Below are 14,868 nucleotides of genomic sequence, written 5' to 3'. Positions count from 1 at the left end.
GTCGCGGCCGGGCAAACCCGCGCGGGAGCCCCCGCGCGGATCCGCATCCGGAGGTTCGGCAATGGCCAACGGCATGGACAAACCCAGCGTACTGTCAGGACTCACCGAAGAGGAGGCGAAGGAGTTCCACGGCATCTTCGTCACCAGCTTCATCATCTTCACGGCGATCGCGGTCGTCGCGCATTTCCTCGTCTGGCTGTGGCGGCCCTGGCTGCCCGGGCCCAACGGCTATTCCGCCCTGGAGAGCGGCGTGAAGGTCGCCGCCACCAGTCTCCTGCCCTTCATCTCGTGAGGATGGAATGACCAACATGCACAAGGTCTGGCTGCTGTTCGACCCGCGCCGCACGCTGGTGGCCCTGTTCACCTTCCTGTTCGTGCTGGCGCTCCTGATCCACTTCATCCTGCTCAGCACCAACCGGTTCAACTGGCTGGAGGGCCCGGCGGCGAAGAAGGCGGAAATCCCCCAGAGCCTCGTCCTGCCGACCTGACGGCCGGCGGACCGGACGCCCATCTCCGGGCACCCTTGCCCCGGGCGCCCTCGCACCGCGGACGGACCTGACGCCCCGCCCGCGGCCACCACGCTTTCACCGCGGACGGGGAGGGCCGCGCCCATGGCCATGCTGAATTTCGAGCGCAAATACCGGGTCCGCGGCGGCACGCTGCTCGGCGGCGACCTGTTCGATTTCTGGGTCGGACCGTTCTACGTCGGCTTCTTCGGGGTGCTCGGGCTGTTCTTCACCCTGCTCGGCACCGGCCTGATCGTCTGGGGCGCCGCGCTCGGGCCGACCTGGAACATCTGGCAGATCAACATCGCGCCGCCCGACCTGAAATACGGGCTGGCGCTCGCCCCCCTCCGCGAGGGTGGGCTGTGGCAGATCATCACCTTCTGCGCCGTCGGGTCCTTCTCCTGCTGGGCCCTGCGCGAGGTCGAGATCTGCCGCAAGCTCGGCATCGGCTACCACGTGCCGGTCGCCTTCGGTGTGGCGATCTTCGCCTACGTGACCCTGGTGGTGGTCCGCCCGTTCCTGATGGGCGCCTGGGGTCACGGCTTTCCGTACGGGATCCTGAGCCACCTCGATTGGGTGTCGAACGTCGGCTACCAGTATCTCCACTTCCATTACAACCCGGCGCACATGCTCGCCGTGACGTTCTTCTTCACGACGACCTTCGCGCTGTCGCTGCACGGCTCGCTGATCCTGTCCTCGACCAACCCGCCGAAGGGCGAGGTGGTCAAGACGCCCGAGCACGAGGACACCTTCTTCCGCGACACGATCGGCTACTCGATCGGGACGATCGGCATCCACCGGCTGGGCCTGTTCCTCGCCCTCTCGGCCGGGTTCTGGAGCGCCGTCTGCATCGTCATCAGCGGCCCGTTCTGGACCCGCGGCTGGCCCGAATGGTGGGGCTGGTGGCTGAGCCTGCCGATCTGGCGCTGAGTTCCTGCTCCGGTTTCCTGCTGCGTTCGAGCGACCACCCTTCAGAAGGCATCCGCCGCCATGGGGTATTACCAGAACATCTACACCCAGGTTCAGGTCCATCCGCTCCACCCCGAGGCCGGCGTCGAGATCCCGGAGATCGAGAACCGCGTCGGCAAGGGCGGCTTCAACTACCTCGCCGGCCTCGTCGGCAACGCCCAGATCGGCCCGATCTATCTCGGCACCCTCGGCACGCTGTCGCTGGCGAGCGGCTTCATCGCCATCGAGATCATCGGCCTCAACATGTGGGCTTCGGTGAACTGGGACCCGATCCAGTTCATCCGCCAGCTGCCCTGGCTCGCCCTCGAACCGCCCCGACCCGAATACGGGCTCAAGATCCTGCCGCCGCTCGCCGAGGGCGGGTGGTGGCTGCTCGCCGGCTTCTTCCTCACCGCCTCGATCCTGCTCTGGTGGGTGCGGCTGTTCCGGCGCGCCCGGGCCCTCGGCATGGGCTATCACGTGCCCTGGGCCTTCGCCTCGGCGATCTGGCTCTACCTGGTGCTCGGCTTCATCCGGCCGATCCTGATGGGGAGCTGGAGCGAGGCGGTGCCGTTCGGCATCTTCCCGCACCTCGATTGGACCGCGGCGTTCTCGCTGCGCTACGGCAACCTGTTCTACAACCCGTTCCACATGCTCTCGATCGTCTTCCTGTACGGGTCGACGATGCTGTTCGCCATGCACGGCGCGACCATCCTGGCGGTGAGCCGCTACGGCGGCGAGCGCGAGATCGAGCAGATCGTCGATCGCGGGACGGCCACCGAGCGCGCCGCCCTGTTCTGGCGCTGGACCATGGGGTTCAACGCCACGATGGAATCGGTCCATCGCTGGCTGTGGTGGTTCGCGTTCCTGACCACGCTCACCGGCGGCATCGGCATCCTGCTCACCGGCACGGTCGTCGACAACTGGTACCTCTGGGCGGTCAAGCACGGGGTCGCGCCGCACTACCCGCAGATCTACGGCCCGGTGGTGGATCCGCTCGCCAGCCCGGGAGGCACGCCATGAAGCTCGCGCTCCAGATCCTCGGCGTCGTGGTGGCGGTTCTGCTCACCGGCGCGATGTTCGGCACCGCGGGCTGGGAGCGGCCCCCGGTCCGCTCCGAGCAGACGGGCTTTCGCGGCACCGGCATGGTGCAGGTGCAGAATCCCCGCACGCTGGCCGTCAAGCTCGGCGAGAACGCCGCGCCGGCGCCGCAGGACCCGGTCCCGCCCGGCGGCGAACTCGCCACCCAGGCCTACCAGAACGTCAAGGTCCTGACCGACCTCTCGACCGACCAGTTCAACCGGGTCATGGCCTCGATCACCGAGTGGGTCGCCCCCGAGCAGGGCTGCGCCTATTGCCACAACGTCGAGAACATGGCCGACGACAGCGTCTACGCCAAGACCGTGGCGCGCTCGATGCTCCGGATGGTCCGCCACATCAACGCGGACTGGAAGAACCATGTCGGGCAGACCGGCGTGACCTGCTACACCTGCCACCGCGGAAACCCGGTTCCGAAGGCGGTCTGGTACGACAATCCCGGGCCCCCGCACGCCCGGGGCTTTGCCGCCCGCGACGGCGGCCAGAACCACCCGGCACCCGAGGCCGGCCTGACCTCGCTCAACTACGACCCGTTCCAGGGGCTGCTGGACGACAAGGACGTCGACCAGAACGCCATCCGGGTCGCGGCCCGGACGGCCCTGCCGACAAGCCCGTCGAAGCCGATCCAGACCACCGAGAAGACCTACGCCCTGATGATCCACATGGCGGAGGGCCTCGGGGTCAACTGCACCTTCTGCCACAACAGCCGCGCCTTCTTCTCCTGGGAGGAGAGCACCCCGAAGCGCGTCACCGCCTGGCACGGCATCCGGATGGTGCGCGACATCAACGGCAACTTCATCGAACCACTGACCCCGGCCCTGCCCGAGGCCCGGCTCGGACCCGAGGGCGATCCCCCGAAGGCCAACTGCACCACCTGCCACCAGGGCCTGGCGAAGCCCCTCAACGGGGCACAGATGCTCAAGGACTACCCGGAGCTCGCCGGGGTGCCGATGCCGGAGACCAAGTAGCGTCGACGCCCATGCAGCGCGCGTCCCCACGGCCGCCGCCATAAGACGCTCCGGTTCCGAGAGGAACCGGAGCGTCTCGTACTTCTGGAACGATGATGCGCAATCGATTGCTCGCAATCGGGCTGTGTCCAAGGCCCGCCGCCATGGCGATGATCGTGGCATTATCTCACGGCGATTTGCCGCATCGGCATATCGGCAGGTTCGAGGAGTTGGATTGACACGTGCGATGGCGCCCTGCTGCCCATGCGCCCGTCAACCGCGCCCCGTGAGCCTTGGCTCCATGAGGGCATTCTACGAGGAGGTAACGACCAATGGGCGATTCCGGCTTGATCTACATGCTCGCCTTCACGACCTTCGCTCTGGTGATTCTGTTCCTGATCTGGCAGCGGATGCGCGTCCAGCGCGCCAAGGAGACCGGCGAGCGCTCGAGCTTCACGGATCACCACGGCGGTCCGCCGCGGCCGCAGCACGGGGTGGATCCGAAGTGAGGCGGGGAGCTTGCCATAGTATATCGGAAAGTCAGGGCGTGCCGCGCGTGTGAGAACCCTCCCCCCCTCTGCGGGGGAGGGTGGCCTGCGGAGCGGGCCGGGAGAGGGGACGCCGCTTCCGGAGAGGTCGCGCGCTTCATGAAGGGCGCCTGCTGGAACAGCGTCGCGCTGCCCCTCTCCCGGCCCCTGCTGACGCAGGGTCCACCCTCCCCCGCAAAGGGGGGAGGGTTGAGCCGCGAAGGCCCTCCAGGAACAAACTTACTTCTCAGCCCGGCTCGGGCTCTTCAACTGCCCGAAGACCACGCCCGCGAAGCTGCCGATCGTCGTCGGCCAGTCGAGCCCGGTCGCCTTGTGGTCCGCCACTTGGCAGAAGGTGGCCGTCAACCCGTTGACCAGGTCGGCCGAGCTCACCTGTGGAGCGGCTTGGCGCACGGCCGGCAGAAGGGTCGAGATGCGGGGCAGCATCTGCTCGGCCTTGAGGTCCTTGAGCTGGCCGGCCGCATCCGCCGTCTTCAGCGCCTCGGCCAGCATCGGGTTCGAGACGGTCTCGCACGGCGCATTGCCGGCGAGCATCGTCTGGGTCTCCTTGCGCAAGGACGCCACCTGGCCGGGCTCGGCGGTCGGCGGCGCCTCGTTGCCGAAGGTCTGGCGGACGTAGTTCGTCACCGCCGCCACCTCCGCGTCGGTCATGCCGACGCCGACCGCCGGCATGGTCGCGTACTCGCCCTTGGCGTCGAGGCCGCCGAGGATCACCCGGATCACCGTCTCCGGGCCCTTGGCCAGCACCGCGCCGTTGCCGGCGAGCGCGGGGATCGCCCCCGGCATGCCCTGGCCGTCCGGCCGGTGACAGGCGACGCAGCGGTTGAGGTAGGTGTCGGCGCCCGGCGCCGCGGAGGCCTGCTTGAAGTCGGACTTCACGTCGGGCGTGTAGGTCGGCTTCGGCGCCAGGGTCTTGAGATAGGCGGCGATGGCGCGCACGTCGCCGTCGCTCATCTTGCTCAGGCTCTCCTCGATCACCTGGCGCATCGGCCCGGCGACCACGCCGGCCCGGCCGGGCGCCGCCCCGGTCTTGAGGTAGGTGAAGAGCTGGTCCTCGTTCCAGAGGCCGAGGCCCTCCTTGTCGTCGCCCGACAGGTTCGGCGCGTACCAGCCGTCGATCGTGCCGCCCTCGAGGTAGCCGCTCCATTGCGAGGCGCCGACGAGCTTGCTGCCGTTGTGGCAGGCGCCGCAATGGCCCGGGCCGCCGACCAGGTAGGCGCCGCGATTGACCTGCTCGCTCGCCTGCGGGTCCGGCTTGAAGCGGCCCTCGGTGAAGAAGGCGAGGCGCCAGGCGAGCAGCCCCTCGCGGATGCTGAACGGGAAGGCGATGTCCGTGGGCTTGCGCGGCGCGTTCACCGGCTCGAGGGAGAACAGGTAGGCCTTGATCGCCGCCACATCGTCGTCGGTGAGGCGGGTGTACCAGGGGAACGGGAAGGCCGGGTAGAGATAGCTGCCGTTCTTGCTGATGCCCTGGTGCATCGCGCGCTTGAAGTCGTCGTCGCTCCAGTTGCCGATGCCGGTCTCCTTGTCGGGGGTGATGTTCGGCGTCGCGAGCTTGCCGATGCCGCCCGGGAAGTTGATGTAGAGCCCGCCCGCGAACGGCTTGCCGCCCGGCGCGGTGTGGCAGGCGACGCAATCGCCTGCGGTGGCGAGGTAGCGCCCCTTCTCGACGAGGTCCGAGGCGGCCGGCTGCGCCATCGCCGTGCCGGCCGCGAGGGCGAGCGCGCTGGAGCCGAGCAGGGTCTTGAGCGTGCGACGGATGACGGACCTGCGGCGCATGGGGCTTCCTCCGAGGGTGAGGGGCGAGGGGTCAGGGAGCCGCGGATCGCAGCCGCAGCCAGAGATCGGCGACGTGAGCGGCGCCGGCGCCGGCGAGCGCGGCGGCGAGCCAGTATCCCGGCGCGCCCGCGAGCACGGCGCGCAGGCCCGCCATCAGGCAGGCGCCCGAGGCGAGGTTGACGAGAAGGGCGCCCCGGCCCGGCCCGGCGCGGCGGCGCCACAGGAGGAGCAGGCCGGCTTCCGCGGCGACGATCAGCAGCGCGGCATCGACGATGTGGCCGCCCGTGAGGAGATCCGGCACGTGTGAATACTCCTGCCCGCGCCGAAGACGCGCAGTCGATTGGGGAAGTAACCTAGGAGACGCAGGGTTCCATGGCTGAAAACCCGAAAATACGGTGCCCGTTCGCCGGAAACGCGCCGCGGTTCACGATGTCGCATCAGCGGCAGTCCGGCATCGGGCGATCCGATCGTCCGCGGTGCGAAGTCTCCGCGCGATGTCGGGGGCGTCCGGTACGTCCCGGTCGCCGACGACTGTTCAGAACGGTCCGTTGAGGCGCACGATCGACCAGTTGAGACAGGCTGCGATCCCGACCCAGACCAGGTAGGGCACCAGCAGCACCGCCCCAAGGCCGGACAGGCGCCCGACCACGACGATCAGCAGCACCACCGAGAGCCAGAGCGCCACCACCTCGATGAGCGCCCAATCCGGCCGCTCCAGGCGGAAGAACACTCCGCTCCAGGCGATGTTGAGCGCCCCGTTCAGCGCGAAGGCGGCGATGAGCCAGGTCCGGGGCGGGCCCTCCGGCGCGGCGTTCCAGGACAGCACCCCGGCGATGGCGGCAAGCGTGAAGATCGTGGTCCAGACCGGACCGAACGCCCAGTCGGGCGGCTTCCAGGACGGGACCTGGAGGCTGCGATACCAGGGCCCGAGCGCGGTGAGCCACGCGCCCGCCCCTGCCACCACGATGGCCGAGGCGGCCGCCACCAGGATCGGGCCCCAGCGGCCCCCGAGCGCGTCGATCACGGCGAGACCCAGCGGAACAGGTGGGCGAGATCCTTGAAGAAGATCCGCGCGTGCGCCGCGGGTTTGGCCCGCACCAGTTCCTTGTTCATGTAGGCGTCCCAGGTGAGCGACTGCACGTCGGGGTCGCGGCAGATGCTGACGAAGCGTTCGCGCAAGCCGTCATTGCGGTACCAGACGCCCTGCATCAGCCGCAGGATCCAGAACACCCGGCCATGCGCCTTGAGGAAACGGCGGCGCGCCTGGCTCAAAGCGCGGGAATCGCCGGTGGCGAGGAAGGCGTGCGCCGCCTCCGCGGCGAGGCGCCCGCCGAACATCGCGTAGTAGATGCCCTCGCCCGAAGCCGGGGCGACGAGGCCGGCGGCGTCGCCGGTGAGCAGCACGTCGCGGCCGTTGTCGAAGCGCGAAAGGGGCTTGAGCGGCAAGGGCGCGCCCTCGCGGCGCAGCGTCTCGCCGCGGTCGAGGCCGGTCGCGGCGCGAAGCCGGCCGACCGCGCCGCGCAGCGAGAAGCCTTTCCGGGCGCTGCCGGTACCGATGCTGAGCGTGTCGCCGTGCGGGAAGATCCAGGCGTAGAAATCCGGCGACAGGACGCCCTGGTAGTAGACGTCGCAGCGCGTCGCCGCGACGGCACCGGCCGGCGGGGTCCGCACGATCTCGTGGTAGGCGAAGACCTGTCGCATCCGGGCATGCGCCGGGATCTCCTGGCGCCCGACCGCCGAATTGGCGCCGTCGGCCCCGATGACGAGGCGGGTGCGCAAGGTCTCCTCGGCGCCGTCGGCGGTGCGGTAATGCACCGTGACCGGACCGTCGCCGGCGCGGGCGAGGCGCAGGTAGGTACCGGTCACGCGCGCAGCGCCGGCGAGAGCGGCCTGCGCGCGCAGCCACTCGTCGAAGGGCCCGCGATCGACCATGCCGACGAAGCCCTCGCCGACCGGCATGTCGACCGCCCGGTCGCGGGGCGAGACCATGCGGGCGGAGCGGATCTTCGCCACCAGCAGTTCGTCGGGGATCGCGAAGTCGCGGATCAGGCGGGGCGGGATCGCGCCGCCGCAGGGCTTGATGCGACCGGCCCGGTCGAGGAGCACGACCCGGCGCCCGAGCCGCGCCAGATCGGTCGCCGCCGTCGCCCCGGCCGGCCCCCCGCCCACCACCACCGCATCGAGGATCATCTCGCCCGGGATCGTCTCGTCCATGGCCGTGCCTCCCGTCCGGGCCGGGTCCGGCCGGATCGTTGGTCGTCAGATCGCGTGCTGCACCGACAGGGGGCCGAGCGGTCGCGCGCCCGCGCCATGTCCCCCGATGCGACAGGCCAGCCCAGCCGCGGCGAGGAACACCAGCGCCTCGGTGACGAAGACCGCCGCATAGGCCGGCACCACGGTGCCGAAGGCGAGCCGCGCGAGGTCGACGCCCGCCGCGCCGAGGAACCCGCCGAGCCCGAAGGCGAGCCCTTGCGCCGCGCCCCACACCCCCATGCGGGTGCCGTGGCGGCTCTCGCCATCGGGCGCGCCGCCGGTGCCGGCGAGGGCCATCATCTGGCCGATCGCCGCGACCGCGAAGATGCCGTTGAAGAAGCCGAGCCCGGCGACGCAGGCCCGCAGCGGTGCGGCGGGCCCGGCAAAGCCGCAGGCCGCGATGCCGGCGAGCGCGGCGGCCGAGCCGAGGCAGCCGGTCACGGTCCAGAGGCGCAAGGCGGCGAGCGGCCCGCGCCCGTTGGCGGTGACGAGGGCGACCAGCACCATGCCGGTGAGCACGCCGCCGTTCTGCAGGCCGGAGAGCTTGGTGGTCGCGCCCGGCGACATCGCGAAGACGAGGCCGGCGAAGGGTTCGAGGATCAGCTCCTGCGCGCTGTAGGCGAGCATCGCCAGGAAGACGAAGACGGTGAAGCGGCGCGCCTCCGGCTCGGCCCAGACCTCGGCCAGCACCCGGGCGAAGGGCTGGGCCGGACCGGGGCCGACGGGGGCAGCGGAGCGCGCCGGCTCGACGCCCCGCAGGGCGATCACCGCGACCAGGAAGGCGATCAGCGACACCCCGCCCGAGACCGCGACGAGGCGAGACGAGGAGAACGGGTCGAGCAGGTGCCCGGCGGCCGGCGCGGTGACGACGAAGCCGGCGATCATCATGATCCAGACGATCGTCGCGGCGGCGCCTCGTCGGTGGGGGGCGACGCCGGTGGAGAGCAGGACCAGCAGCGAGGTCCCGGCGGCCCCGACGCCGATGCCGACCGCGAGGAACGAGGCGACGAGCAGCGCGAATCCCGCTTCCGGCTGCACGGCGACGAGCCCGGTGCCAAGGGCGGCGCCGACGCCGCCGAGGGCCAGCAGCGCCATGCCGCCGACGATCCAAGGCGTGCGGCGGCGCCCGAGATCCGAGCCGTAGCCCCAGCGTGGCCGCAGGGCCTGGACGGCGTAGTGCAGGGCCACCAGCCCGCCCGGCAGGGCGGCGGGCAGCGCCAGCTCCACCACCATCACCCGGTTGAGGGTCGAGGTGATCAGCACCACGATGGCGCCGAGCGCGGTCTGGACGAGGCCGAGGCGTAGGATCGTGACCCAGCTGAAGCCGGAACAGCCGCTCATCGGAGAACGGGTGCTCATGCGAGGCCTCCGCGCAGGGCCAGGGCCGCGGTGAGCATGCCGAGCACGTAGAGCAGCGTGCCGGTGCCGTTGTACCAGGCCGCCCGCCCGCGCGGATCGGCGAGGAAGCGGCGCATCAGCCCGCCCTGGCCGGCGAGGAGCACGGCGACGAGGGCGGCGTGCCACGGCGCCCCCCAGGCGATCAGCAGGGCCACCACCACCGCCTGCGGCACCGCCATCACCCAGCAGGCGAGGCGCGCGGCGGCCTCCGCCCCGAGTTGCACCGGCAGCGAGCGGATGCCGGTGCGCCGGTCGCCCTCCATCGCTTTGAAGTCGTTGAGGGTCATGATGCCGTGGGCGCCGAGGCTGTAGAGGAGCGCCAGCGCGACGATCCGCCCGTCCGGCAGGGCCGACCCCATCACGGCGGCGCCGGTGAACCAGGGCAGTCCCTCGTAGGCGAGGCCGCAGGCGGCGTTGCCCCACCAGCCGTCGCGCTTCAACCGCACCGGCGGCGCGCTGTAGAGCCAGGCGAGGGCGAGCCCGAAGAGCGCCGCCCCGAGCACCCACGGCCCGAGCGTGGAGGCCACGGCCAGCGACAGCCCGGTCCAGGCCAGGGCGATGGCGAGGCCCCAACGCCCCGGGATGCGGCCCGACGGGATCGGCCGCCCCGGCTCGTTGATCGCGTCGACATGCCGGTCGAACCAGTCGTTCACCGCCTGGCTGGTGGCGCAGACGAGCGGGCCGGCGAGCAGGATGCCGGCGATCGCCACCGGCCAGCGGCCCTGGACCGCGACGCCCGAGGAGACCACCCCGCAGGCGAAGGCCCACATCGGGGCGAACCAGGTGATCGGCTTCAGCAGTTCCAGCAGCGCAAGTGGCGCAGGAACCACTGGGGCGGGAACCGCCGGCGGCGTGATCAGGGGTTTGATCAGAGGCTCGGTCGTCATGCCGCGAGGGTGGGACGCCCTCGGAAGAGTGTCAAGAAAACTTTACACCCGCGCGCGGTTGGTCACGCATCCGTGCGTGCCTACTCCTCGCGCTCCTCGGTCTCCTCGGCGCCATCGAGGTCGCCCAGGCCGTAGCGGCGCATCTTGGCGTAGAAGCCTTGCCGGCTGAGCCCCAGCATCTCGGCCGCCGAGGCGCGGTTGTCGTGGGTGATGCGCAACGCCGCCTCGATGCACAGGCGCTCGATCAGGTCGGTGGTCTCGCGCACCAACACCTTCATCGAGACGCGACCGACGAGCTCGGTCATGTGCTCGACCGAGCGCGGCAGCTCGCGCCCGCCCGGCGCCGCAGCGGCGACGCGGCGGGGCAGGGTGCGCAGGGTGAAGCCGAAGCACGGCCGCTCGCCGCCCGGCACCGAGACCGCCGCGACCTCGACCTCGTCGACCGCGCCGAACTCGCCGCGCATGACGGTGGTGAAGTGGCGCACCGCGCCGTGCTCGGCCAGGGTCGTGAACAGGGCGCCGATCTCGTTGCCCTCGCGGCCGAGCCAGCGTTCGAGCGGTTCGCCCTTGGCCTGGTGCTCGGTGGCGAGCTGCGCGAGGTCGAGGAAGGCGGCGTTGACCCCGATGATGCGCCGGTCGCGGTCGGTGACGACGAAGCCTTCGGGCATCGCCTCGATCACCTCCAGCGCCCCGGAGCGCGCCGCGATCGGGCTGGCCGCCGGCGCCTGCACGTTGAGGCGCACCAGGATGCTCGTCCCCGCCTCCTCGCGGAACAGCGAGGCGGAGACCCGCGCCTCGCCGCGCCGTTGCGCCAGGCGGGCGGTGAGGTCCTCGGCCTGGCCGGTGAGGCGCAGGCCCACGAGGAGCGACTGGACCGCGCGGGCGCCGTCGGGCTCGAACAGGTCGATCAGGTCGCGCCCGACGATCCGCTTGACCGCCCGCCCGAGGAGCCGGGCGGCGGCGGGGTTGATCTCGGTGATGCGGCGGGTGCCGGCATCGACGATCAGGATCGGCTCGCCGGCGAGCTGGAACAGCACCCGGTAGCGCGTCTCGGCGCCGCGCAGGCGGGCATAGTCGCGCTCCAGCGCCTGCTGCGATTCGGCCAGCCGCTGCTGCAGCGCCGAGAGCGCCCGCAGGTCGCGGCCGATGACGATGATGCGGTCGTCGTCGGGGATGCGCAGGGCCGCGTAGCGGATCGGCACGTCGGCACCGCCCTGCGCCGAGGGGTGGTTGACCTGGCGCCAGCGCGTCACCGCGCCGGGCCCGGCATCCTCCAGGAGGCTCAGGACCTTGGGGCGGCTCTCGACCGTCACGGTGTCGACCCAGCGCCGCCCGAGCCAGGTCTCGCCGGCCTCCTCGGAGAGCCCGTCGGCCCCGAAGGCGGCGTCGCGGATCACCCCGTCGCCGTCCACGACGAGGGACACGTCGCTGGCAGCAGCGACGAGGCTGCCCGTCGTCCGGGGATCCAGGCGGGAGACGGCGTCTCGCAGCACCGCGAAAGTTTCCTTCGCAGCAGGGCTCACGGGTCTGTTCACGGGTCACCAACACACGCCGACCGCATCGAACAGGTCTTTCAGCAGGCTCTAATCCGCAGATCAAGCAAGCTTTGTACGATTCCGGGCGCATCGCGTGCGTCGTCGACAGCCGCGTCGGCGCCGACGAGCCGGACCCGGTCGGGCCGCCCGTGGAAGGCGGGCCCGCCGACGATCACCCGCAGGTCGCGGTTGCGCGAGGCGCGCCGCAGCACCGGCACCGACGCGACCAACCGGTCGAGGCAGACGTCGCAGGAGAGCGACAGGCCGATCACGTCGAACCACTCGGCGCGCAGGCGCTCCAAGGCGTCGGCGAGGTGGTTGTCGACGCTCGTCGTTACCTCCCATCCGGCCTCGGCCAGGAAATGCGCCGCGAGCGTCAGGCCGAAGGTGTGCGTCTCGGCCGGGGCCGGCACGAGCAGGACCCGCCGGCTCGCCGGATCGACCGGACGCGGGTCGAGGCACAGGGTCTCGAGGTCGTGGACGAGGCGGCGCAGCCGCGCCATCGCGGTCGTCACCTGGACGAAGTCGCAGGCATCCTCCTCCCACAATCGGCCGATATGCCGGGCGGTCGGCGCCATCAGGCCGACCAGCACCTCCGCGAGCGTCATGCCGCCGTCGAGGAGCGCGCGGATCTCCGGCAGCGCGTCGCGGTCCCGTTGCGCCAGCACCAGGGCGGCCAGGCGGCCGATGTCGTCGGTATCGGCGAGGCGCCCGGACGGACGGGGCGGCCGAGTTTCGCCGCGACTCTCGCCACGATGGGCGAGCATCAGCCGCGGGATGATCTCCGCTTCCACGACCTGCGCGAGGTCGTCCCGCCAGCGCGCCTGGTGATATACTCCACCAGAGCTCCCGCCGAGAGTGCACCGCTCGCGGAAACTCCGCTCGCGGGCGGTGGGCCTGTCGGTCGGCAAGGTGCCGGCCTGTGCTTGATCTCCCACCGGCACCTCCCCGATGCACTGGAAAACCAGGTATGTTTCGACGTTGTGTCGGGTTTTCTACGTTGGGAGCGTCGTCGCGAAGGCGACGTCATCCGGATTCATTCCAGGATACAGGTCCGGCGCGCCGCCGCAAGGCTCATTCGTGGAGCCTTCGCCGAACTGTCATCGCTTTTAAGTGTCAATCCAGATTGACACTCGGAGGCCGGCGGTCCTAGCTTCCCCCATCGGCATCTGCCGCGAAGCGCGGGGCGAGACGAGGGCAGGCGCGATGGCGACGTCCATGGACCGGCCGTTTCTCTACAGCGAGGCCGAGCGCCGCCGCCGCGACGCCTCGCCCTGGACCCTGGTCCAAGGCGTGCTGGCGCCGCTCCAGTTCGCGGTGTTCCTGGTGAGCCTCGTCCTGGTGTCGCGCACGCTGGCGACCGGGGAGGGGGCTGGGCTCGCCAACGCCTCGGTGGTGGCGAAGACGGCGGCCCTCTACGCCATCATGGTCACCGGCTCCCTGTGGGAGAAGGCGGTGTTCGGACGCTACCTGTTCGCCCCGGCCTTCTTCTGGGAGGACGCGGTCAGCATGCTGGTGCTGGCGCTCCACACCGCCTATCTGGTGGCGCTCGCCACCGATGCGCTCGGCACGACCGGGCTGATGCTGCTGGCGCTCGGCGCCTACGCCACCTACCTCGTCAATGCCGGCCAGTTCCTGCTGAAGCTGCGCGCCGCCCGGCTGCAGGCGCCCGCTTACGCGATGGGGGCGGCGCGATGACGGCGCTCGCCTCGCCCCTCCCGTCCCCGGTCCCCCGCGGGCCCGCGATCCGTCACGAGCGCGGCCAGCGGGCGGTGTTCTGCGGGCTCACCGGCATCGTCTGGCTGCACCGCAAGATCCAGGACGCGTTCTTCCTGGTCGTCGGCTCGCGCACCTGCGCCCACCTGATCCAGTCGGCCGCCGGCGTGATGATCTTCGCCGAGCCGCGCTTCGCCACCGCGATCATCGAGGAGCGCGACCTCGCCGGCCTCGCCGACGCGCACGAGGAGCTGGACCGGGTGGTGCGCCGCCTGCTGGAGCGCCGGCCGGACATCCGCCTTCTGTTCCTGGTCGGCTCCTGCCCGTCCGAGGTGATCAAGCTCGATCTCGGCCGCGCCGCGGCCCGGCTCTCGGGCACCTTCGCGCCGGAGGTGCGGGTGCTGAGCTATTCCGGCAGCGGCATCGAGACCACCTTCACGCAAGGCGAGGATGCCTGCCTCGCCGCCCTGGTGCCGGACTTGGCCCCGGGTACCGATGTTTCCCTCCTCGTCGTCGGTGCGCTCGCCGACGTGGTCGAGGACCAGTTCGCGCGGCTGTTCGCCGATCTCGGCATCGCCGATGTGCGCTTCCTGCCCGGGCGCCGCGCCGCCGACCGGGCGCCGGTGGGCCCGAACACCCGCTACCTCCTCGCCCAGCCGTTCCTCACCGACACCGCCCGGGCGCTGGAGGATCGCGGCGCCAGCCGCATCCCGGCCCCGTTCCCCCTCGGCGCCGAGGGCACGACCCTGTGGCTCGCGGCGGCCGCCCGCGCCTTCGGGATCCCGCCGGCCCGCGTCGTCGCGGTGACGGAGGCCGGCCGCGCCCGGGCGGCGCGGGCCCTCCAGGCCCACCGGGCCGGGCTCGCGGGGCGACGGATGTTCTTCTTCCCCGATTCGCAGCTGGAGGTGCCGCTCGCCCGCTTCCTGTCGCGGGAGATGGGCGCGGACCTCATCGAGGTCGGCACGCCCTACCTCCACCGCTCACACATGGCGGAGGAACTGGCGCTCCTGCCCGACGGCACGGTACTCGTCGAAGGCCAGAGCCTCGACGACCAGCTCGACCGCTGCCGGGCGGCGCGGCCGGACCTCACGGTCTGCGGGCTCGGCCTCGCCAACCCGCTCGAGGCCGAGGATCTGCCGACCAAGTGGTCGATCGAGCTCCTGTTCACCCCGATCCAGGGCTACGAGCAGGCCGGCGACCTCGCCGGGCTGTTCACCCGCCCGCTCGCGCGCCGCGCGCGGCTGGAGGGCTGA

General features: G+C 71.2%; 16 protein-coding genes. 8 read left to right on the top strand and 8 right to left on the bottom strand.

The features are described 5' to 3' along the window. Window positions 1-61: 61 nt before the first annotated feature. The 6 genes from pufB (at window position 62) to FF100_RS37030 (ending at window position 4,008) form a co-directional block, all read left to right on the top strand. Window positions 62-292 (top strand): light-harvesting antenna LH1, beta subunit, encoded by a 231-nt coding sequence (gene pufB, locus FF100_RS12945; protein WP_139036080.1) that lies wholly within the window; start codon window positions 62-64, stop codon window positions 290-292. Between the two features lie 16 nt (window positions 293-308). Next, window positions 309-488: a light-harvesting antenna LH1, alpha subunit gene (pufA, locus tag FF100_RS12940; RefSeq protein WP_139036202.1), complete on the top strand. Its 180-nt coding sequence runs from the start codon at window positions 309-311 to the stop codon at window positions 486-488. A 123-nt stretch (window positions 489-611) separates the two neighbouring features. Next, window positions 612-1,436 (top strand): photosynthetic reaction center subunit L, encoded by an 825-nt coding sequence (pufL, locus tag FF100_RS12935; protein ID WP_139036079.1) that lies wholly within the window; start codon window positions 612-614, stop codon window positions 1,434-1,436. Between the two features lie 60 nt (window positions 1,437-1,496). Further along, window positions 1,497-2,477: a photosynthetic reaction center subunit M gene (gene pufM, locus FF100_RS12930; protein ID WP_139036078.1), complete on the top strand. Its 981-nt coding sequence runs from the start codon at window positions 1,497-1,499 to the stop codon at window positions 2,475-2,477. Then, window positions 2,474-3,520, top strand: a complete 1,047-nt coding sequence (pufC, locus tag FF100_RS12925; protein ID WP_139036077.1) for a photosynthetic reaction center cytochrome PufC — start codon at window positions 2,474-2,476, stop codon at window positions 3,518-3,520. Before pufM ends, pufC begins: the two co-directional genes overlap by 4 nt. Window positions 3,521-3,831: 311 nt before the next feature. Beyond that, the gene (locus tag FF100_RS37030) at window positions 3,832-4,008 is read left to right on the top strand and encodes a hypothetical protein (RefSeq protein WP_167450828.1); all 177 of its coding nucleotides are present in this window, start codon (window positions 3,832-3,834) and stop codon (window positions 4,006-4,008) included. 258 nt (window positions 4,009-4,266) lie between these two features. Here the strand turns inward: FF100_RS37030 and FF100_RS12920 are convergent, their stop codons facing one another. The 8 genes from FF100_RS12920 to FF100_RS12885 all read right to left on the bottom strand — a co-directional run bounded on the left by FF100_RS12920 (window position 4,267) and on the right by FF100_RS12885 (window position 12,837). Further along, entirely contained in the window at window positions 4,267-5,826 is a 1,560-nt protein-coding gene (locus tag FF100_RS12920) for a c-type cytochrome (RefSeq protein ID WP_139036076.1), read from the bottom strand. A 31-nt stretch (window positions 5,827-5,857) separates the two neighbouring features. After that, on the bottom strand, window positions 5,858-6,127 hold the full coding sequence (locus FF100_RS12915; protein ID WP_139036075.1) for a hypothetical protein: 270 nt from the start codon (window positions 6,125-6,127) through the stop codon (window positions 5,858-5,860). A gap of 234 nt (window positions 6,128-6,361) precedes the next feature. Further along, the gene (locus FF100_RS12910; RefSeq protein ID WP_139036074.1) at window positions 6,362-6,850 is read right to left on the bottom strand and encodes a TspO/MBR family protein; all 489 of its coding nucleotides are present in this window, start codon (window positions 6,848-6,850) and stop codon (window positions 6,362-6,364) included. After that, window positions 6,847-8,040 carry a geranylgeranyl diphosphate reductase gene (locus FF100_RS12905; RefSeq protein WP_246102053.1) on the bottom strand — a complete coding sequence of 398 codons (1,194 nt, stop codon included), beginning with the start codon at window positions 8,038-8,040 and terminating at the stop codon, window positions 6,847-6,849. The genes FF100_RS12910 and FF100_RS12905 overlap by 4 nt, the downstream gene beginning before the upstream one ends. 45 nt (window positions 8,041-8,085) lie before the next feature. Next, window positions 8,086-9,438 carry a BCD family MFS transporter gene (locus FF100_RS12900; protein ID WP_246102052.1) on the bottom strand — a complete coding sequence of 451 codons (1,353 nt, stop codon included), beginning with the start codon at window positions 9,436-9,438 and terminating at the stop codon, window positions 8,086-8,088. Then, window positions 9,435-10,247: a chlorophyll synthase ChlG gene (gene chlG / locus FF100_RS12895; protein WP_246102067.1), complete on the bottom strand. Its 813-nt coding sequence runs from the start codon at window positions 10,245-10,247 to the stop codon at window positions 9,435-9,437. The genes FF100_RS12900 and chlG overlap by 4 nt, the downstream gene beginning before the upstream one ends. A 197-nt stretch (window positions 10,248-10,444) precedes the next feature. Next, a complete protein-coding gene (gene ppsR, locus FF100_RS12890; RefSeq protein WP_139036072.1) occupies window positions 10,445-11,857 on the bottom strand; it encodes a transcriptional regulator PpsR in 1,413 nt (470 codons plus the stop codon). Window positions 11,858-11,937: 80 nt separating this feature from the next. Next, the gene (locus tag FF100_RS12885) at window positions 11,938-12,837 is read right to left on the bottom strand and encodes a cobalamin B12-binding domain-containing protein (RefSeq protein ID WP_246102051.1); all 900 of its coding nucleotides are present in this window, start codon (window positions 12,835-12,837) and stop codon (window positions 11,938-11,940) included. Window positions 12,838-13,105: 268 nt separating this feature from the next. Between FF100_RS12885 and bchF the strand changes: the two genes are divergently transcribed. Continuing rightward, a complete protein-coding gene (gene bchF, locus FF100_RS12880) occupies window positions 13,106-13,597 on the top strand; it encodes a 2-vinyl bacteriochlorophyllide hydratase (RefSeq protein WP_139036071.1) in 492 nt (163 codons plus the stop codon). Next, a complete protein-coding gene (locus tag FF100_RS12875) occupies window positions 13,594-14,868 on the top strand; it encodes a ferredoxin:protochlorophyllide reductase (ATP-dependent) subunit N (RefSeq protein ID WP_139036070.1) in 1,275 nt (424 codons plus the stop codon). The genes bchF and FF100_RS12875 overlap by 4 nt, the downstream gene beginning before the upstream one ends.

This window comes from Methylobacterium terricola, assembly GCF_006151805.1.
GTDB lineage: Bacteria > Pseudomonadota > Alphaproteobacteria > Rhizobiales > Beijerinckiaceae > Methylobacterium > Methylobacterium terricola.
Note: the sequence above shows the minus strand (reverse complement) of the source record. Positions and strands in the feature narration are given on the sequence as shown.